Source organism: Cupriavidus nantongensis (assembly GCF_041726985.1).
GTDB lineage: Bacteria > Pseudomonadota > Gammaproteobacteria > Burkholderiales > Burkholderiaceae > Cupriavidus > Cupriavidus nantongensis_A.
This window is the reverse complement of record NZ_CP168302.1, coordinates 1,285,302-1,304,025: the sequence shown is the minus strand read 5'-3', so window position 1 is coordinate 1,304,025 and position 18,724 is coordinate 1,285,302. Positions and strand designations below refer to the sequence as shown.

Genomic DNA, 18,724 nt, shown 5'->3' with positions numbered 1-18,724 from the left:
AGACAACATGACCACCCGCCCCGCCTTGCTGCTGCGCATCGCCGCCGCCGCGGCCAGCCTCGCGCTGGCCGCCCCTTCTGCCATGGCCTGGACCAGCAAGCCGGTCCGGATGCTGGTGCCGGCGCCGGCCGGCGGCACCATGGACGTACTCGCGCGGCTGCTGGCCGACCAGCTATCGGCGGACCTCGGCCACCCCGTGGTGGTCGACAACAAGCCCGGCGCGGGCGGCGGCATCGCCATCACCACCTTGCTGGCGGCGCCCGCCGATGGCCAGACCATCATGGTCACCGCCAGCAATGTGCTGACCGAGGTGCCGCACGTGCTCAAGCCCGCGTTCGACCCGCTCAAGGATGTCCGGCCCATTGCCGCGGTGGCGCGTTCGCGCATGGTGATGATCGGCGCGCCCGGCCTGCCGGCCAGGGACCTGAAGGGCCTGGTCAGCTACGCGCGCGCCAATCCGGGCAAGCTCAGCTTTGCCTCGTACAGCGCCGGCACCGCCTCGCACTACGCCGGCATGATCATGAACCAGAAGGCCGGGCTGGACCTGCAGCATGTGCCCTTCGCCGGCTCGGCGCCGGCGCTGGCGCAGGTGATGGGCAACCAGATCGCGGTGATGTACGACGGCATGGTGACCTCGCTGCCGATGATCCGCGCCGGCAAGGTGCAGGTCTATGCCGTGGCGGCGAAGAGCCGCTCGGCGCTGCTGCCGCAGGTGCCGACCTTCGCGGAAATGGGCTACCCGGAGATGGAGTTCAGCAACTGGGTCGGCGTGATCGCCTCGGCGCGGCTGTCGCCCGAACTGGCCGACAAGATCCACGCGGCGGCGTACAAGGCCGCGGCTTCGGCCAGGGTGCGCGAGCGCATGGAGGCGCTCGGCTATGAGCCGCTGCCGGGGCAACCTCTGACGCAATTGAGCGAGTCGGTGCGGGCCGAGTTCGAGCGCAATGCCGGCATCGTCAAGGCCTTCAATATCCAGCCCTGAAGCCGCAGCCGGCAATACGCAAAAGGGCAGCTCCGCCAGGCTGCCCTTTTTTGTTTCTCGCCTGCCGTAGTCAGAACGGCACGTCGCCGATGATGCCGGCACGTTCCATCTTGCGCACCGTGGGCGCATAGTCCTGCACCGCGTAGTGCTGCGTGCAGCGGTTGTCCCAGATCGCCACGCTGTGCTTCTTCCAGCGCCAGCGCACCTGGTATTCCGGGATCTCTGCCTGCGCGCACAGGTAGTGCAGCAGGTCGCCCGCGCCCGGCATGAAGTCCTTGCCGAAGCGGATCACGTCGCCGCGGTGGTAGTTGGCGAAGTGGGAGGTGAAGGCGTTGACGAACAGGACCTTCTCGCCCGTTTCCGGATGGGTGCGCACCACCGGGTGCTCCACCATCGGGAATTGCGCCGCCAGCGCGGCGCGCTTCTCCGGCGGCATGTTGGCGCCGAAGGTGTGTTCGATGCTGTGCTTCGCGCGCAGCCCTTCGATGCGTGCCTTGATGTCCTGCGGCAGGCGCCGGTAGGCTTCGCCCATGTTGACCCAGATGGTGTCGCCGCCGACCGCCGGCGTTTCCACGCAGCGCAGCACGCAGCCCATCGGCGGCGCCTGGCGCCAGGTGGCATCGCAATGGAATGCATTCTCGTAGTGCTCGACCTTGCTGTCGGGCGACTTGTAGATCTGCACCAGACCCGGATGCTCCGGGTCGCTGCCCACTACGGGATGGTCTTCCAGTTCACCGAACTGGCGGGCAAAGGCAACGTGTTCGGCGCGGGTGATGTGCTGGTCGCGCAGGAACAAGACCTTGTACTGCAGCAGCAGCGCCTTGATTTCAGCGAACAGGCCGGCGTCGCGCGAGGCATCGGCCAGGCTGACGCCGGTCAGTTCGGCGCCGATGGTGCAGGTCAGCGGTTCCGCATGCATGGGTGGTCTCCTCTTTCTTTGTTTTTCAGATGACGAAGATCGATGATCCGGTGGTGCGGCGCGCTTCCAGGTCCTGGTGCGCCTGGACCGCATCTTCCAGCGCATAGCGCTGGTTGATGCCGATGTGGATGCGGCCCGCGGCGACGTGGCCGAAGATCTCGTCGGCCAGCGCCTGCTTTTCCGCGGGATCGGCGATGTAGTCGGCCAGCGCGGGCCGCGTCAGGAACAGCGAGCCCTTCATCGCCAGCAGCGCCGGATCGAACGGCGGCACCGGGCCCGAGGCGGTGCCCACGCAGACCATGGTGCCGCGCCGCCGCAGCGAATCCAGCGAGCCCATGAAGGTGGTCTTGCCGACGCTGTCGAACACCACCGCCGCGCCCACGCCATCGGTCAGTTCGCGCACGCGTTTGGCCACGTCTTCGCGCGTGTAGTAGATGATGTGGTCGCAGCCGTGCGCGCGCGCCACCTCGGCCTTGGCCTCGGTCGACACCGTGCCGATTACGGTCAGGCCCAGCAGCCTGGCCCATTGCGACACGATCAGCCCGACCCCGCCTGCTGCCGCGTGCAGCAGGATGGTGTCGCCGGCCTGGAACGGATGGATGCGGCGCATCAGGTAGGCCGAGGTCAGCCCGCGCATGGTCATCGCCGCCGCGGTTTCGAAGGCGATGCTGTCGGGCAGGCGGATCAGCGGCGCGGCGGGCACCAGGCGCTCGGTACTGTACGCGCCCAGCGTGTTGACGAAGCCGGTGTAGGTGACGCGATCGCCCGGCGCCACGTTGGTCACGCCCGCGCCCACCGACACCACCACGCCGGCGGCTTCCACGCCCATGCCGCTGGGCAGCGGCACGGGATAGGTGCCGTTGCGGAAGTAGGTGTCGGCGTAGTTCAGGCCCACCGCGACGTGGCGGATGCGGACCTGTCCCGGCCCGGGCTCGCCGACTTCCATGTGTTCGTAGCGCAGCACTTCGGGGCCGCCGGTCTCGTACATGCGGACGACATTTGCCATGGTTCTGGTCTCCTGGAATTGGCGTTGGTGCAGATGCGCTGCACATGCCTGCCACTGTAGGGAGAGCGATCCGCGCCGGCTTTGCATTGGCTACCGCCGACTTTGCATTTCATGCCAGGAGGCCTATGATCCTGCTGCGGCGGGCCGGCAGGCCGCCGCCACGGCGCAGGAAATCGGAACCCATCGCAAGGCAAGAACGGTTTGGAAACGCTCATACGTGCCGCCGCACTGACCAACTTCCTGGAGGTAGCGCGCGACCTCGGCCTGGACCCGCAGCCGCTGCTGCGCCAGGCCCGGTTGCGCCGCGCCTGGCTGGACGATCCTGACCAGCGGGTGCCGCTCGGCGCCTGCGTGGCGCTGCTGGAAGCCGCTGCGCAGGCCTCGGGCTGCATCACGTTCGGGCTGCGCATGGCGGAGTCGCGCCAGCTGTCGGACTTTGGCGTGATGAGCCTGCTGATCAGCCAGCAGCCCACGCTGCGCGCCGCGCTGGCCACCACCATTCGCTATCGGCACCTGGTCAACGATTCGGTGGCGCTGTTGCTGGAGGATGCCGGCAGCGCCGTGGTGATCCGGCAGGAGGTGCTGAGCGACGCGCCCTCGCGGCAGGCCACCGAGCTGGCCATCGGCGTCGTGTTCCGCATGTGCGCGCTGCTGCTGGGGCCGCGCTGGCAGCCGATCGGGGTGAGCTTCACGCATGCGGCGCCTGCCGACCTGCGCGTGCATCGCCGGCTGTTCGGCTGCCCGCTGGAATTCGATGCGGACTGCAATGGCATTGTCTGCCGCGCCGCCGACCTCGACGCGCCCAACCCGGGTGCTGATCCCGTCATGGCGCGTTATGCGCAGCAGTTCATCGACACCCTGCCGCGCGCCAACCCCCAGTCGATCGGCCACGAAGTGCGCGCCGCCATCTACCTGATGCTGCCGATGGGCCGCGCCACCTGCGAGGCCGTGGCCGAGGGACTGGGCCTGAGCCTGCGCACCATGCAGCGCCAGCTCGACGACGCGGGCGAGACCTTCACGGGCATCCTCAACGACGTGCGGCGCGAGCTGGCGCGACGCTATGTCGAGAACCCGCGCTATTCGCTGCTGCGCGTGTCGCAGCTGCTGGGCTATGGCTCGGCCAGCGCCTTCACGCGCTGGTTCTCGGCGCAGTTCGGCACGGCGCCGGCCAACTGGCGCAGGGACCGTGCCGGGCGGTAGGACGTCAGCCCACCAACGCTGCCGGGGATTCGCGCAACGCCAGTTCCGCGTCCTTGATGCCGGCCAGCGGCGCCAGCACCGCGGCATCGAACGGCCGTAGCGGTTGTCCCGCGCGCACCCGCACCGGCCAGTCCGGATTCGCCAGCGCCCCGCGTCCGAGCGCGACCAGCGTCGCGCCTTGTTCGAGCATGCCGGCCGCGCGCACCGGCTCCGTCAGGCCACCGTTGGCGACGATGGCCAGCCCCGGCGCCGCGCGCCGGGCATGCTGCACCAGCGACGCATCGCCGTCGGCGAAGGCGGGCTGCCAAGCTTCATGCTCGGTCACATGGAGATAGTCGACGCCGCTTGCCGCAATGCCGGCAAACACCGCGGCAGCGCCCTCCGCGCCTTCGGGCCACTGGTAGGTGAAGTCATTGACCTTGGCCTGCGAGATGCGCACGCCGACGATGGCATCACTCCCCACCGCGGCGCGCACCGCGCGGATCGTCTCCAGCATCAGGCGCATGCGCTGCGCGATGCCGCCGCCCCAATCATCCTGGCGCAAGTTGGTATGACCGTTGAGGAACTGGTCGAGCAGGTAGCCGTTGGCGCCGTGGATTTCCACGCCGTCGAAGCCGGTCTCGCGCGCCAGCCGCGCTGCTTGTGCAAAGCCATCGATGGCCTGCAGGATCTCGGCCTCGTCCATTGCGCGCGGCATCCGGTACGCGCCGGTGCCGCCATACGCTGTCATCTGCAGGCCCCTGGGCTGCACGGCCGAAGGCCCGGCCGTATCGTCGCGGAAGCGGTTGGCTTGAGACAGCGCCCCCGCATGCATCAATTGCGCGACCATGCGCCCGCCGGCATGGTGGACCGCGTCGACGATCCCGCGCCAGCCCCGCGCCTGCTGCGCGTCGGTCAGTCCCGGCTGGCCGGCATAACCCTGCGCATAGGCACGGTCCGTATAGATGCCCTCGCTGACGATCAGGCCAAAGCCGCCGCGGGCAAAGCCCTCGTAATAGCGGCGCATGGCCTTGGTGGGGACGCCGGTGTCGGTGGCGCTGATGCGCGTCATCGGTGCCACCACCAGGCGGTTGCGCAGCGGCACGCCGTTCAGCGCCGGCGTATCGAACAGCGAAGGCGCGGCGGGGGTGGTCATTGCGCGCCCTCCGTGGTCAGCGCGATGGCTTCGATCTCGATCATCGCGTCCGGCGAATACAGTGCCGAGACTTCGACGATGGTATCGGCCGGATAGGGCGCGGAAAACCACTTGCGGCGCAGCGCGACGATCTTCGGGAAGTATTCCATCGACGTCAGGAAGATCGTCACCTTGGCTACGCGGTCCAGCCCCGAGCCGCCCGCCTGCAGCGCGCGCCTGAGGTTGCGGAAGGCCTGCTCGGCCTGCGCGTCGAAGTCGCCGCGGCCGACGATGGCGCCATCGTCGCCGACGCCGGCCTGGCCGGAAACGAACAGCAGACCGCCGGCCCGGATGGCCTGCGATAGCAGGTAGGGGGCATAGGGATCGGGCTGAGTGTGGACTTGTTCCAGGTGCATCGCTGACTCCGGTAATGATTTAGTAAAATTCATCTTGCAGTTGGCTGTTCGTCTTGCAGGCCAGCCGACGTGCAAAGTATCGGAGCCGATGTCGACCGCGACAAATGGTCGATTTTCAGTCGATACATGAGGCAAACTCATCCATGGAGACACCTTGCGCAAACTGCCGCCCCTCGGCGCCCTGCGCGCCTTCGAAGCCGCCGCCCGCCGCGCCAGCTTCAAGCACGCCGCCGATGAACTGCACGTCACGCCGACGGCCATCAGCCACCAGATCCGCGCGCTGGAAGAGAGCCTGGGCGTGAGGCTGTTCGAGCGCCAGACCCGCAAGGTGCGGCTGACGGCGGCCGGGCATCAGCTGTTTCCGGCGGTGCGGGACGGCCTCGACGGCATGGAGCGCGCGGTGCAGGCGGTGCAGCGCAGCGGCCGCCCGCACGTCGCCACGCTGACATCAACGGTGGCATTCATGGCCAGGCGGCTCGCACCGCTTGCCGGCCAGTTCCGCGCCGCGCATCCCGACTGGACCCTGCGCCTCGATGCGTCGGACCAGATCGTCGACCTGGACCACGATGCCGACGCGGCGATCCGCTACGGCAGCGGCAGCTATCCGGGGCTGGTGACCGAGCCGTTGTTCCGCGACCGCTTTGCGCCGGTCTGCAGCCCCGCCCTGGAACTGGCATCCATGCAGGACCTGAAGCACGCCACGCTGGTTCACTTCGAATGGGGCGCCGCCGCGCGCGATGACGCGCGCGCGCCGGTCTGGCGCCACTGGCTGGCGCAGGCCGGCGTCGAGGTAGCCGATCCGCAGGCTGGCCTGCGCTTCACCGACGAGATCCACGCGGTGCAGGCCACCATCGCCGGACAGGGCGTGGGCCTGCTCAGCCTGACGCTGGTGGCGGAAGAACTGGCGTCGGGCGCGTTGGTGCAGCCCTTTGAACTGGCGCTGGAGAGCTTCCGCTATGACCTGGTGTACAGCGAGCGGGCGGCGGAGCGGCCGGCTACGCGGTTGCTGCGGGATTGGGTGATGGGGGTGTTTGCGGGTTAGTGCGGTCCAAATGCCTTGAACGGCAACGTCGCCTTACCGGCGGATTTCACGTCGCGCCTTGAACCCGCATGCTGGACGCGAGGCATATTATTGTGTAGATTTGCGCAAATGAAGAGCGCGGATCTGATCAGGAAACTGGCATCCGACGGCTGGTACTTGACGCATGTCGTGGGATCCCACCACCAGTTCAAGCATCCAACCAAGCCCGGCAAAGTCACGGTGCCGCATCCGAAAAAAGACCTGCCCCTGGGCACAGTGCGCAGCATCCTTAAACAGGCCCGCATCCGCTAATAAATCCTTATCGATTCGCCCCATGCTATATCCCGTTCACATCGAGCCGGGCGACGCCACCCACGCGCACGGCATCTCGTTTCCAGACTTCCCGGGTTGTTTTTCTGCGGCTGACGACTGGGCTGACATCCCAGCCAATGCGCAGGAAGCCGTTGAGGCGCACTTTGCCGATGGCGAAGTCATTCCCGAGCCCTCAGGCCTCGACCAATGGTTGAACGATCCCGCCTATCAAGGCGGTGTTTGGATGCTGATCGATATCGATCTCTCCCGTGTCAACACGAAGGCAGTGCGCGTTAACATCAGCCTGCCGGAGCGACTGGTGCATGCGATCGACGACGCGGCAAAGAGCAGACATATGACGCGGTCCGCATTTCTTGCTCTGGCGGCTCAGCATGAGATGGAATGCCGCTAACAGGAAGTCAAGACGGGGACCCCCTTCTCCGGAGATCACCCATGCCCGCCCTACGCACCCTCTACCCCGAAATCGAGCCCTACGAAACCGGCACGCTGGATGTCGGCGACGGGCACGTCGTCTACTACGAGCGCGTGGGCACGCCCGGGGCCAAGCCCGCGGTGTTCCTGCATGGCGGGCCGGGCGGCGGCATTGCTCCGGACCACCGGCGGCTGTTCGATCCGGCGCGCTATGACGTGCTGCTGTTCGACCAGCGCGGCTGCGGGCGCTCGACCCCGCATGCGGGGCTGGAGGCCAACACCACCTGGCACCTGGTCGACGATATCGAGCGGCTGCGCGTGCTGGCGGGGGTGGAGCGCTGGCTGGTGTTTGGCGGCTCGTGGGGCTCGACGCTGGCGCTGGCCTATGCGCAGAAGCACCCGCAGCGCGTGAGCGAGCTGGTGCTGCGCGGCATCTACACGGTGTCGCAGGCGGAGCTGGACTGGTACTACCAGTACGGCGTGTCCGAGATGTTCCCCGACAAGTGGGCGCGTTTCCAGGCGCCGGTGCCGGAAGCGGAGCGCGGCAACATGATGGCGGCCTACCGCAAGCTGCTGACCGGCCCCGACCCCGACAAGCAGGTGGAAGCGGCACGCGCCTGGAGCGTGTGGGAAGGCGAGACCATCACGCTGCTGCCAGATGCGGGGAACAGCGCCAAACATGACGACGGGCACTTCGCCCTGGCCTTCGCCCGGCTGGAAAACCATTACTTCACGCACCGCTGCTGGCTGGAAGAGGGCCAGCTGCTGCGCGACGCGCACAAGCTGGCCGATATCCCCGGCGTGATCGTGCACGGCCGCTATGACATGCCGTGCCCGGTGCGCTATGCCTACGCGCTGCACCAGGCGTGGCCGCAGGCGGAGTTCCACCTGATCGAAGGCGCCGGCCATGCGTGGACCGAGCCGGGCATCATGGACCAGTTGATTGCCGCGACCGATCGGTTTGCGGCGCAGCGCTAGTTGCGCGCCAAACGCGGTCTATTGCCCGCTGTTCCCGGCGGGCGCGCCGGAGCCGAACAGACCGGCATCGCCCGGCCACACCGTTTCGAACTGCGCCGCCATGGCGCGATAACCGGCATCGCCGGGATGCAGGTGGTCGCCGCTGTCGAAGGCCAGCAGCAGTGACTGCGGCCGCGCCGGATCACGCACCGCCGCGTCGAAATCGACCACCGCATCGAACGCGCCGCCATGGCGGATCCAGTCGTTGACCGCCAGCCGCACGGCTTCCTTTCCCGGACTGTCATAGCCGCGGATCGGCGTATCGCGCAATGCGCCGGCAAACGGCGTGATGGTGGCGCCGATCACGCGCACGCCGCGTGCATGTGCCCGGGCGATCAGGCGCCGGTAGCCCTCGATCAGTTCTTCAGCTTTGGGCACGGCGTCGTGCGGCGCGAAGGTCGAGCCCGGCCAGGCAATGTCGTTGATGCCGATGGCGGCGATCACGGTGCGGACATGCGGCTGGCTCAGCACGTCGCGATCCAGCCGCGCCAGCGCGGACACCCCCATGCCGTCGCGCAGAAGCCGGCCGCCGGAGATCCCGGCGTTGAGTACGGCCACGCTGTCGCTGGCCAGCCGCTGCGCCAGCAGGTCCGGCCAGCGCCGGTTGGCGTCGGGGGTAGAGCCGTTGCCTTCGGTGATCGAATCGCCGATCGCGACCACCGCACCCGCGCCGGCCGGGGCTTCGACCTGCACCTCGCTCAGCAAGACCCGCGCGCTGAACACTTGTGGCGCAGCCAGCATGGCTCGCGCGGTCGCGTTGCCCGCAGCCAGCCATGCGGTCTGGCGGCCATCCCAATGGAACGATTCGATCGCGGTGCGCTGCGGCAGGTAGAGGCTGAGCGCAAGTTCACCCAGGGCCGGCGTATCGAGCGCGATCGCATCGCTTGCCACCGACTGGCCCGCCGGGATGGTCACCGTCGCGCTGCCGCCGAAGGTCACGGCGCGGTTGTCGGCGAGGTCGATGCGGCCGCCGCCGGCGTGGGGTGCCAACTGCGCTGCGCCGATCACAAGCGGTTGCCGGCCATAGGGGTTCGACAGCACCACGCGCAGCCGCCGCCCGCCCACGCTCAGCCGCACCACCTGGCGCACCGTCTGGTCCGTCAGCACCGAGGGCACACCGGCAGGCAGCGGCAGGGCATCCGGTTGCCACACCGGCTGGTGGCTGGCCATCCAGCTGGTCAGCCAGCCCTGGTCTTGCAACGGGCTGGCAAGCGCTGCGCCGCTGGCGACGGCGGCGGCAAGGGTTGTTGCCGCGAGGCGGCGCAGGAAACGTAGATTGGAAATCATGGGTTGGTCCTGTCAGGTGGACCGGCAACGTTGCCGGCATGGGGCCAAAGTTAGGCCATTCCACTCATGCCAGGTAGCAGGCAAAATGGCATATTGCTCATTCCAATCCGGAATGACGTAAGACAAGGAGCGGCATGGACACCATCCGGGCAATGCAGGTCTTCGTGCGCGCGGTGGAGCTGGGCAGCCTGTCGGCGGTGGCGCGCGAGCAGCAGTCGACGCAGCCGACCATCAGCAAGACCGTGGCCGCGCTGGAGCGCGACCTGGGCGTGCGGCTGCTGGCGCGCAGCACCACCAGCCTGTTGCCGACCGAGGCCGGGCGGCGCTTCTACGAGCGCGCTCGGCGCGTGCTGGACGAATACGGCGAGGCCGTCAGCGACGCGCGCGGCGTGACGGGACAGCCCGCCGGCCGCGTGCGCGTGAGTGCGCCAGCCAGCTTCGGCGTGCTGCGGCTCAACGCGCTGGTGCTGGCGTTCCAGCAGCGCTATCCGCAAGTCGAGGTGGAATTGCTGTTCGACGACCGCTTCGTCGACCTGGTCGAAGCCGGGGTCGACGTGGCGGTGCGCCTCGGCGCCACGCTGCCGCCGCATGTGGTGGCGCGCCGGATCGCGGTGTCGCAGCGCGTGCTGGTGGCGGCGCCGGATTATTTGGCGCGGCACCCGAGGATCCGGCAGCCGGCGGACCTGGCGCGCCATCAGATCTTGCGCTTTACATGGCTCGCCAGCGGCGACGACATCGTGCTCGACGGTCCGGGCGGGCAGGCGCTGGTGAGCGCGCCGTGCCGCTACCGTGTCAACAACTCGCTGGCGATGCGCGAGAGCTTTCTTGCGGGCGCCGGCTTCGGCATGACGCCGGCGTGGCTGGTGCAGGACCTGCTCGACAGCGGCGCGCTGCGACGGGTGCTGCCGCGCTGGCAGGGCCCGGCGCAGGAAGCCTTCCTGGTCTGCCCGACGCGGCGCTACCAGCCGGCGCCGGTGCGGGTGCTGCTGGAGTTCCTGGCGCAATCCATTGCAGGGCTGCCTGGATTTTCGTCGCCATGAGCAGCCGCGGGCGGCGCTGCGTGACTCAGGGCAGGCGCTCCCGTGCCACCAATATCGTCAACGGTCGCGCCAGCAAGGTGCTCAGCAGCGCCATCAGCAGCAGTCCGGAAAATGCGGCGGTACTGATGATGCGTGCGTCCAGCAGTACGGTCAGGACCACCACCTCGACCAGGCCTTTGGTCTGCAGCAGCGTGCCCAGTGCCAGCGCATCGCGCCACCCCATGCCGGCGTGTCGCGCCGGCAGCGCGACGCCGGCCATCTTGCCGGCGATGGCGACGGCCAGCGACAGCGCGGCTATCCATAGCGTCATGGGGTGGTTCAACGAGATCTCGGTACGCAGCCCGGCGGCGAGAAAGAAAAAGGGCAGCAGAACAACCACCGTGACAGGTTCAAGTTGTCGGCGCACACGCTTCGCTTCGCGCGTCGGCCATACTAGCCCGGCGACAAAGCCGCCCATCACATGGTGCAGTCCTGCCAGTTCACCCAGGAATGCCGACGCCAGCACCAGGCACAGCGCCATCGCCAGAAGCAACTCGGTCTCCGGCTCCCTCCGGTGCAGCAGCCACGCGAGGGTCGGGCGCACCGCCAGGAACATCAGCCCCAGGTAGGCAGCCGCGCCGGCCGCAACGGTGAAAGCGCCTGCGCCACCGTGGCCGCCATGCTGCAGCAGCACCAGGGTCAGGAACAGCCAGACCCAGGCATCGTTCACGGCCGCGCAGCGCAGCGCCAGTTGGCCCAGGTGCGTGCCGGTAAGGCGCATCTCGCGCAACAGCGCACCCAGTACCGGCAGCGCCGTGACGGCGGTGCAGATGCCCATGGCGGCGGCGAACCATTCAGGACTGGCCAGCGCGCCGACGACCGGCCAGCCCGCCGTGGCCATCCACCAGCCCGCCGCAGCACCGAGTCCGAACGGCGCCGCAATGCTGCCCAGCGAGATCTTTACGGTATCGCGCCACTGCGCGGGCACGCTGCCTTCGCGCAGGTGCAGGCCGGTCAGGAAGCAGAACAGCGTTACGGCCAGCCATTGAATGCCGGACAGCATCGGCAGGCGCTCGGGCCCGAACAGCGCAGTCCAGCCCCGCGGCGCGAGCGCGCCGAATACCGATGGTCCCAGTACGATGCCGGCGAGTACCTGCACGCCAACCAGAGGAAAAACCGAGCGCAGTCCTGCACCGCGCCACAGCAGATAAGGTAGCGCGACCACCAGCATTGCCTGCAGGAAGAAAATACTGACACCGTTCATCAGGGCTTGTGGTTAGCGCCAGCACAAGACGGCGCAATGAGTTCAGGCATAGGGCTCGGATTCCGGTCTGCGGCATCGGCCAGATGGGATGTGCCGGCCGGAACCACGCGCCAGTAGCGCCGGGCTGCTGATATCTCGGAGATGTTCAGGGTAGTGATGTCGGCGGCGCAGAGCGCCACAACATGCCCGTCATGCAGCCAGGTACAGGCATTGGCCTCTTGGGCGCACGAGGGCTCTAGCAATAGTGCATGGCCAAGCATGGTGGCGAACAGGCCACCGCCGTTACGCTTGATGCAGGCCTCTTTCAGCGTCCATGCATGCGCGAAGCGATGCATGGTGTCTGCCGGTGCCACGTGGCTGATGAGCGCGGCGCGTTCTGCGCAGGTCGTGATCGCGGCATAGAGATCGTCCAGGCCCTTGCGCGGCCGCATTGGTTCGATATCCAGGCCGAGGGCGCCGAGCCCCACCGCGCAGCCGACCAATTCCGCGCTATGCGAGATCGACAGGCTAGCCGGCACCGGGCCGCAAGCCTGCGGTGGCGCATCCTCGCTATCGGTCAGCAACCAGTCGTTCCAGTTGCCGCCGAATGCTTGTGCCAGAACATTGCGGGCCAGCCAACGGCCCGCGACGAACTGCGCGCGTCGGCGCGTTGCCGGCATACCGGCCAGGCGCGCGCGTTCGCTGGCAGACATCCATGACTGCCCCCCAGGGGCTTGCGCAGCAAGCGCGCTCACGCTGCCAAGGTGCAGCCAGACCGTCATTACTTCCCGATCCTGGCGTAGGTGCCCTTCAGCGCCACGCCTACCACGACGGCACCCGCGTGACATTCATAGTCGGTCGGGCTCGCGACTTCGTTCTTCTTGTAGTAGCTGACGATGTCGACGACCGCGTTGGCGCCCTTGGTCTTGGCCGTGTCCTGCAGCGCGATCAGCGCCGACAGCGCAGCCCAGCGGCAGCCATCCTCATCGCTCTTGCCGACGCCGTTGGTCTTGCGGTTGGACACTCCCGAGTCCAGGCGCTCGATCACCTTCGGCGTCTTTTGACCGGACAAGTAGAAGCGGAAGGAATCGTCGAGCTTTTCCTTGGCTTCCGGCATGTCGAGCACTTCCTGCAGCGGCAGCATGTACTTGGTATCGCGCGCCATCGCGGGGCTGGCGAACATGGCGCTGACGCTGAGCGTCAGGGCGACGGCGGAGAGAACGTGCTTCATAGATTTTCCTTCTTTTGGTTGGTATGTGGCTGGCAATCTAAAAAGGACTTCGGAACAGGACTTCAGTCTTCCCAACGGCGGAACACCAGCGATGTGTTGATGCCGCCAAAAGCGAAGTTGTTGCTCATCACATAGTCCACCGCCAACTCGCGCGGGGTCTGCATGATGTAGTCGAGGGGCGCGCAGCGCGGGTCCGGGCTGCTCAGGTTCAGCGTGGGCGCAAACCAGGCGTCGCGCATCATCTCGATGGTCATCCAGGCTTCGAGCGCGCCGCAGGCGCCCAGCGTATGGCCCATGTAGCTCTTGAGCGAGCTGACCGGCATGGTGGGGCCGAACACGGCATGGGTGGCGTGCGACTCGGCCACGTCGCCGTGGTCGGTGGCGGTGCCATGCGCGTTGACGTAGCCGATGCGAGCGGCATCGAGACCCGCGTCGTCCAGCGCCAGGCGCATCGCCACGGCCATGGTTTCGGCCTTGGGCTGGGTCACGTGCGCGCCGTCGCTGTTGGTGCCGAAGCCGACGATCTCGGCCAGGATGCGCGCGCCGCGCGCCCGGGCATGCTCCAGCTCTTCCAGCACCAGCGTGCCCGCGCCTTCGCCCAGCACCAGGCCGTCGCGGCCGCCGTCGAACGGACGCGGCGTGGTTTGCGGGGTATCGTTGCAGGTACTGGTGGCAAAGAGCGTGTCGAACACGGCTGCCTCGGTCGCGTCGAGCTCTTCCGCGCCGCCGGCCAGCATCGCCACCTGGCGGCCGCTGCGGATCGCTTCATACGCGTAGCCGATGCCCTGGCTGCCCGAGGTGCAGGCGCTGGAGGTGGTGACGATGCGGCCGGTGATGCCGAAGAACACGCCGATATTGACGGCAGTGGTGTGGGGCATCATGCGGATGTAAGTGGTCGCGCTGATGTCCTCGGTGGTGCGCTCGCTGCGCATCCGGCCAAAGTCGGCGACCGCCTCGGGCGTGCCGGTGGATGAGCCGTAGGCGACGCCAACCCTGCCGCTGGTCAGCAGCGGGTCGCCGAGCAGGCCCGCGTCCTGCAATGCGGCTTCGCTGGCCAACACCGACATCAGCGCCACCCTGCCCATCGAGCGGGTCCGCTTGCGCGTGTAGTGCGCAGGCAGGGTCAGCGGCGGCACGGGGGCGCCCAGCAGCGTATTCAGGCCCTTGATGCCTTCCCAGTCGGACATGCGCACCACGGCGCTGCGACCCGCCGCCATGAAGCCGCGCACGGCCGCCCAGTCATTGCCCAGCGCGCTGATGGCGCCAGCTCCGGTAATGACGACGCGTTTCACCCGAACATCCCCCCGTTGACCGAGATCACCTGCCGCGTGATATAGCCCGCATCCGGCGACAGCAGGAAGGCCACGGTGGCGGCCACTTCCTCGGGCGTGCCCATGCGCCGCGCCGGGATCATGCGCAGCGCTTCGTCACGCACGTGGGCCTCGACCATGTCGGTGTCGATCAGGCCCGGCGCGACGCAGTTGACGGTGATCGCGCGCTTGGCCAGTTCGATCGCCAGCGCCTTGGTGGCGCCGATGATGCCGGCCTTGGCCGCGCTGTAGTTGGCCTGGCCGCGGTTGCCCACCAGCCCCGACACCGACGACAGCGTGACGATGCGGCCCGGCTGGCGGCGCTGCACCATCGGCATCACCACCGGGTTGAGCACGTTGTAGAAGGCATCGAGGTTGGTGTGCACCACCTCGTCCCATTCGGCGCCGGTCATGGCCGGGAAGGCGGCATCGCGCGCCAGGCCGGCGTTGCACACCACGCCGTAATAGCAGCCATGCGCGGCGATATCGGTCAGCAACGCGCTGGCGGCGTCTTCGCGGCGGGCCACATCGAAGCACAGCACGCGCGACTTGCGTCCGCACGCGCGCACCGCGTCGGCGACGGAATCTGCCTCGTCGCGACGCGAGCGGCAGTGCACGACGACGTCGTAGCCATCGCGGGCCAGCCGCAAGGCAATGGCGCGGCCGATGCCGCGCGACGAACCCGTGACCAGTACGGTCGGATTACTCATGGCTGTTGTCCTTGCAGAAAGGCCTGCGCATCCGCAGGCTGGAACACGGAGACATTGGCGCGCGCGACCTCGCGGCCATCGAGTGCGATCCGGCAGGCGAACTGGCCGAGGCCGTTGTCCCCCGTCAGTTCTGCTTGCGCGGTGATGGTCAGCTCGCTACCGATGGGGAAGGCCGGCACGTCGCAGGCGTAGCGGCGCGAGCCCAGCAGGAAGCCGATGGCAGGCGGGCGACCGGCACGCCGGGCGCGCATGCCGGCCCAGGCGGCGATGGCCTGGGCCATGTATTCGATGCCGACCCAGCCGGGCATGCCCGTCGCATCGGTGAAAAGCTGTGCGGATCGCACCATGGCGCGCACCGTACAGCTTTCTTCGTCGGCATGCAGCAACGCGTCGAGCAGCAACATGGCGCCGCTGTGCGGCACCACTTCGGCAACGGGAGGAAGAGTGTCCATGTCTTGCATGCCTATCCCTGCCCGAGCACCAGCACGCCGTTGCTGCCGCCAAAGGCGAATGAAAGGCTCATCACGTGGCGCGGCGCTCGCCCGAGGGTGCTTCCGGGCGTGGCCACGTGCAGCGGCGGGAGCGCGGCGTCAGCCACGCCGTCCCACCAGTGCGGCGGCAGCTGGCCGCGCGGATTGCCGGACAGCGTGAGCCACATCAGAGCGGCTTCGATAGCGCCGGCCGCCCCCAGCGTATGCCCCGTCAACGGCTTGGTAGAGCTGACTGGCACCTCGTTGCCCAACACGGCAGCCACGGCATGGGCTTCCATCACATCGTTGGCGGGCGTGGCGGTGCCATGCAGGTTGACATAGTCGATAGCCTGCGCCTCAATGCCGGCGCGGCTCAGCGCGTGCCGCATGGCCAGTTGGGCACCCTTGCCCTGTGGATCGGGCGCCGACATATGGTAGGCATCGGATGACTCGCCCCAGCCGGCCAGGCGTACCGGCCCGGCTTCGCGCGACATCAGAAACAGCGCCGCGCCTTCGCCGATATTGATGCCATTGCGGTTGGCGGACAGCGGGTTGCAGCGCACCGGGCTGATCGATTCCAGTGAGGAAAAGCCGGCTACGGTAAATGCGCACAGTGTGTCGACGCCGCCGGCCACGACCACGTCCGCCAGCCCGTGGCGCAGCAGCCTGGCCCCAGCCGCCAGCGCCTTTGCGCTGGATGAGCACGCGGTGGAGATCGTGTACGCGGGTCCCGTAGTGCCCAGCACGCCAGCCAGGAAGCCCGCCGGCGAGCCGAGCTCCTGCTGACCGTAGTGGTAACCCGGCGGCAGCACGCCCGCGTTCGTCAGTGCCTGCACGGCCTGTTCCGCTTCTCGCATGCCCGAAGTACTGGTGCCAAGCACCACCGCAACGCGACGCGGGCCGACGCGGGCAATGGCTTCGTCCACCGCTGGGCGCAGCTGGGCCAGGGCATCGAGCAGCAAGGCATTGTTGCGGCTGCGATCCCGCGGATTGGCGTGCGCGGGCACGGCATCATCGTCCAGCTCGCTGACGGTTCCCAGCAGCAGCGGACGGCCTGGGCTGTAGCGGTCGGTGACTTCGCCGGTCGTCGGTGCGCCAGCTTGCCACATGGCTGCGCGCACCGCCTCCTGCCCGTCTCCGAGCGCGCAGCGGATGCCGATGGCGTTCAGATATACCGTCATGCCGGACCACCCGGATTCGCGCCGGTCGCGCCTGTTGCGGCCGGCAAGTTGCGGATCGTGAGGCGGTAGCCGTCGCGGCGTTGCAAGAACAACGTGGTTGCTGGATCGGGGAAGCGGATCTCTGCCACGGCTTCACTGCCGTGGCGCAACTGGCGCAGCGCGGGAGAGGCGTCCAGGCTCCAGTCCGGCGGCAGCGCCGCACGGATCGCCGCGGCAGGCCACAGCGCCAGCTGCAGGTCGCTCAGGATGCGTTCGGGCTGCAGCTCCGCCGGTGCCCAGGGCGAACGCGATACCTGCAGTGTCGTGCCGTCCCAGTCCAGCCGCGCCAGCACCTGCCCGCCGCTGACGGCGGCCAGGCGCGTGCGTGCGGCATCGGCCTCCAACAGCGTCAGCAGTTCGCGGTGCTCGGTGCGGCCCTGCACGGTGAACTCGACGGTGATGTGCTGCTGCAGCTTCAACTCGCGCTGCAGCGACGCCGGCGACAGGCGCAGCAATGCAGTGCCGCTGGCAGCTAGTGTCGTGCGTTCCGGGGCGGCGCCGGGTGACGCGCAGCCCGCTATCAGGGCAGCGCTCAGCGCCAGCGCAGAGAAGATAAGGCAGTTCATCAGACCTTGCAGAATTCTTCCAGCACCGCCAGCCGACGGCGCGGCTCGGTAACGAAGGGGTTGTCGCGGTCCCACGCGTAGCCGGCCAGGATCGCTGCGATCATGTCGCGGATTTCCGAGGTGGCATTGGGATGGAAGATCAGCTTCTGGAAACGCCCTTCATACCAGGCCTCGACGAACACGCGGAAGCAATCGACGCCGGCCTTGAGCGGCCGCGCGAAATCCTGCTCCCAGTCCACGGTCTCGCCGCGCAGCTGGCGCACCAGGCACTGCGCCGCCAGGCTGGCCGATTTGAAGGCGATGGTCACGCCGGACGAGAACACCGGGTCGAGGAACTCGCCGGCATTGCCAAGCAGCGCGTAGCCGTTGCCCCACAGCGATTTCACATTGGCCGAGTAGCCGGCGATCTGGCGCGCCGGGGTATCCCATTGCGCATCGGCCAGCAGCGCGGCCAGGCCCGGCTCTTCGGCGATTAGTGCCTGCAGCCGTTCGGTCTCGGTGCCGGTGTAGCGGTCCAGGAACGCCTTTTCGGCTACCACGCCCTGCGAGCAGCGCCCGTCGGAGAACGGGATGGTCCAGTACCAGACGTCCTGGTGCTGCGGATGCACGCTGATCAGGATCTTGTTGCGGTCGAAAGTGCCGGTCGGGATGCGGTCTTCCACATGCGTGAAGATCGCGCTGCGCACCGGAAAGCCCGACGGCGTTTCCAGCTGCAGCAGGCGCGGCAGGATGCGGCCGAAGCCGGAGGCATCGAGCAGGAACTTCGCACGCACGGTGTACTGGCTGCCGTCGGGCGCGCGCACGGTGACTTCCGGCTGCGCGCCGCTGACATCGACGTTCTCCACCACATGCGAGAAACGCACCTCGGCACCCTGGCGCTCGGCCTCGCGGATCAGCACGTGGTCGAACTGCGCGCGCTGCACCTGGTACGTCGTGCCCCAGCCGGGCGAATACTTCTGGCGGAAGTCGAAGGCGGTACGCTGCGTGCCGCGTGCGAAGGCGGCGCCGTTCTTGTACTGGAAGCCGGCTTCCACCACCGCGCGCAGCATGCCCGCTTCTTCGATGTAGGCCATGCTTTGCGGCAGCAGGCTTTCGCCGATGGAGAAGCGCGGGAAAATTTCTTTCTCGATCACCAGCACCGGAATGCCGTGCTTGCGCAGCAAGCCGGCAGCGACCGAGCCGGCAGGCCCTGCGCCGATGATGACGACGTCGGTAGTTTCCGTTTTCATAAGCTTCGAATTCCGATTCG

21 protein-coding genes are annotated in these 18,724 nt (G+C 67.9%); 7 read left to right on the top strand and 14 right to left on the bottom strand.

Annotated elements, in window-relative coordinates; translation table 11 throughout:
• Window positions 1-7: 7 nt before the first annotated feature.
• Window positions 8-982 carry a tripartite tricarboxylate transporter substrate binding protein gene (locus ACEI37_RS05630; protein ID WP_373375810.1) on the top strand — a complete coding sequence of 325 codons (975 nt, stop codon included), beginning with the start codon at window positions 8-10 and terminating at the stop codon, window positions 980-982.
• A gap of 70 nt (window positions 983-1,052) precedes the next feature.
• Here ACEI37_RS05630 and ACEI37_RS05625 read toward each other — a convergent pair whose 3' ends face one another.
• Together ACEI37_RS05625 and ACEI37_RS05620 are read right to left on the bottom strand one after the other, a co-directional pair.
• Window positions 1,053-1,901: a TauD/TfdA dioxygenase family protein gene (locus tag ACEI37_RS05625; protein WP_373375809.1), complete on the bottom strand. Its 849-nt coding sequence runs from the start codon at window positions 1,899-1,901 to the stop codon at window positions 1,053-1,055.
• A 25-nt stretch (window positions 1,902-1,926) separates the two neighbouring features.
• The gene (locus tag ACEI37_RS05620) at window positions 1,927-2,907 is read right to left on the bottom strand and encodes a quinone oxidoreductase (RefSeq protein ID WP_373375808.1); all 981 of its coding nucleotides are present in this window, start codon (window positions 2,905-2,907) and stop codon (window positions 1,927-1,929) included.
• A 201-nt stretch (window positions 2,908-3,108) separates the two neighbouring features.
• Here ACEI37_RS05620 and ACEI37_RS05615 point away from each other — a divergent pair, with 201 nt between their 5' ends.
• Window positions 3,109-4,107 carry an AraC family transcriptional regulator gene (locus ACEI37_RS05615; RefSeq protein ID WP_373375807.1) on the top strand — a complete coding sequence of 333 codons (999 nt, stop codon included), beginning with the start codon at window positions 3,109-3,111 and terminating at the stop codon, window positions 4,105-4,107.
• 4 nt (window positions 4,108-4,111) lie between these two features.
• On the opposite strand, the gene ACEI37_RS05610 is transcribed toward ACEI37_RS05615, so the two are convergent.
• Together ACEI37_RS05610 and ACEI37_RS05605 are read right to left on the bottom strand one after the other, a co-directional pair.
• On the bottom strand, window positions 4,112-5,242 hold the full coding sequence (locus ACEI37_RS05610) for an NADH:flavin oxidoreductase (protein WP_373375806.1): 1,131 nt from the start codon (window positions 5,240-5,242) through the stop codon (window positions 4,112-4,114).
• Entirely contained in the window at window positions 5,239-5,637 is a 399-nt protein-coding gene (locus ACEI37_RS05605) for a RidA family protein (RefSeq protein WP_116297100.1), read from the bottom strand. Before ACEI37_RS05605 ends, ACEI37_RS05610 begins: the two co-directional genes overlap by 4 nt.
• A gap of 154 nt (window positions 5,638-5,791) precedes the next feature.
• On the opposite strand from ACEI37_RS05605, the gene ACEI37_RS05600 reads away from it, so the two are divergent.
• The 4 genes from ACEI37_RS05600 (at window position 5,792) to pip (ending at window position 8,380) form a co-directional block, all read left to right on the top strand.
• Window positions 5,792-6,679, top strand: coding sequence for a LysR substrate-binding domain-containing protein (locus ACEI37_RS05600; protein ID WP_373375805.1), 888 nt, complete (start codon window positions 5,792-5,794; stop codon window positions 6,677-6,679).
• A 108-nt stretch (window positions 6,680-6,787) separates the two neighbouring features.
• Entirely contained in the window at window positions 6,788-6,970 is a 183-nt protein-coding gene (locus ACEI37_RS05595; protein WP_373377719.1) for a type II toxin-antitoxin system HicA family toxin, read from the top strand.
• 22 nt (window positions 6,971-6,992) lie between these two features.
• Entirely contained in the window at window positions 6,993-7,382 is a 390-nt protein-coding gene (locus tag ACEI37_RS05590; protein ID WP_373375804.1) for a type II toxin-antitoxin system HicB family antitoxin, read from the top strand.
• Window positions 7,383-7,423: 41 nt separating this feature from the next.
• The gene (gene pip / locus ACEI37_RS05585; RefSeq protein WP_373375803.1) at window positions 7,424-8,380 is read left to right on the top strand and encodes a prolyl aminopeptidase; all 957 of its coding nucleotides are present in this window, start codon (window positions 7,424-7,426) and stop codon (window positions 8,378-8,380) included.
• An 18-nt stretch (window positions 8,381-8,398) separates the two neighbouring features.
• On the opposite strand, the gene ACEI37_RS05580 is transcribed toward pip, so the two are convergent.
• Complete coding sequence (locus ACEI37_RS05580; protein ID WP_373375802.1) at window positions 8,399-9,706, bottom strand: SGNH/GDSL hydrolase family protein; 1,308 nt, start codon at window positions 9,704-9,706, stop codon at window positions 8,399-8,401.
• A gap of 134 nt (window positions 9,707-9,840) precedes the next feature.
• On the opposite strand from ACEI37_RS05580, the gene ACEI37_RS05575 reads away from it, so the two are divergent.
• Window positions 9,841-10,746: a LysR substrate-binding domain-containing protein gene (locus ACEI37_RS05575; protein ID WP_373375801.1), complete on the top strand. Its 906-nt coding sequence runs from the start codon at window positions 9,841-9,843 to the stop codon at window positions 10,744-10,746.
• Window positions 10,747-10,771: 25 nt separating this feature from the next.
• On the opposite strand, the gene ACEI37_RS05570 is transcribed toward ACEI37_RS05575, so the two are convergent.
• The 9 genes from ACEI37_RS05570 to ACEI37_RS05530 all read right to left on the bottom strand — a co-directional run bounded on the left by ACEI37_RS05570 (window position 10,772) and on the right by ACEI37_RS05530 (window position 18,704).
• Entirely contained in the window at window positions 10,772-11,989 is a 1,218-nt protein-coding gene (locus ACEI37_RS05570; protein ID WP_373375800.1) for a cation:proton antiporter, read from the bottom strand.
• Window positions 11,989-12,750: a 4'-phosphopantetheinyl transferase superfamily protein gene (locus ACEI37_RS05565; RefSeq protein ID WP_373375799.1), complete on the bottom strand. Its 762-nt coding sequence runs from the start codon at window positions 12,748-12,750 to the stop codon at window positions 11,989-11,991. The genes ACEI37_RS05570 and ACEI37_RS05565 overlap by 1 nt, the downstream gene beginning before the upstream one ends.
• Window positions 12,750-13,199, bottom strand: coding sequence for an excinuclease ATPase subunit (locus tag ACEI37_RS05560; RefSeq protein WP_373375798.1), 450 nt, complete (start codon window positions 13,197-13,199; stop codon window positions 12,750-12,752). The genes ACEI37_RS05565 and ACEI37_RS05560 overlap by 1 nt, the downstream gene beginning before the upstream one ends.
• Before the next feature lie 62 nt (window positions 13,200-13,261).
• The gene (locus ACEI37_RS05555; RefSeq protein ID WP_373375797.1) at window positions 13,262-14,491 is read right to left on the bottom strand and encodes a beta-ketoacyl-ACP synthase; all 1,230 of its coding nucleotides are present in this window, start codon (window positions 14,489-14,491) and stop codon (window positions 13,262-13,264) included.
• On the bottom strand, window positions 14,488-15,219 hold the full coding sequence (gene fabG, locus ACEI37_RS05550) for a 3-oxoacyl-ACP reductase FabG (RefSeq protein ID WP_373375796.1): 732 nt from the start codon (window positions 15,217-15,219) through the stop codon (window positions 14,488-14,490). Before fabG ends, ACEI37_RS05555 begins: the two co-directional genes overlap by 4 nt.
• Window positions 15,216-15,680: a hypothetical protein gene (locus ACEI37_RS05545; protein WP_373375795.1), complete on the bottom strand. Its 465-nt coding sequence runs from the start codon at window positions 15,678-15,680 to the stop codon at window positions 15,216-15,218. The genes fabG and ACEI37_RS05545 overlap by 4 nt, the downstream gene beginning before the upstream one ends.
• A gap of 2 nt (window positions 15,681-15,682) precedes the next feature.
• Complete coding sequence (locus ACEI37_RS05540) at window positions 15,683-16,870, bottom strand: beta-ketoacyl-ACP synthase (RefSeq protein ID WP_373375794.1); 1,188 nt, start codon at window positions 16,868-16,870, stop codon at window positions 15,683-15,685.
• Window positions 16,867-17,475, bottom strand: coding sequence for a DUF3261 domain-containing protein (locus ACEI37_RS05535; RefSeq protein WP_373375793.1), 609 nt, complete (start codon window positions 17,473-17,475; stop codon window positions 16,867-16,869). Before ACEI37_RS05535 ends, ACEI37_RS05540 begins: the two co-directional genes overlap by 4 nt.
• Window positions 17,475-18,704: an NAD(P)/FAD-dependent oxidoreductase gene (locus ACEI37_RS05530; protein ID WP_373375792.1), complete on the bottom strand. Its 1,230-nt coding sequence runs from the start codon at window positions 18,702-18,704 to the stop codon at window positions 17,475-17,477. Before ACEI37_RS05530 ends, ACEI37_RS05535 begins: the two co-directional genes overlap by 1 nt.
• Window positions 18,705-18,724: the final 20 nt, after the last annotated feature.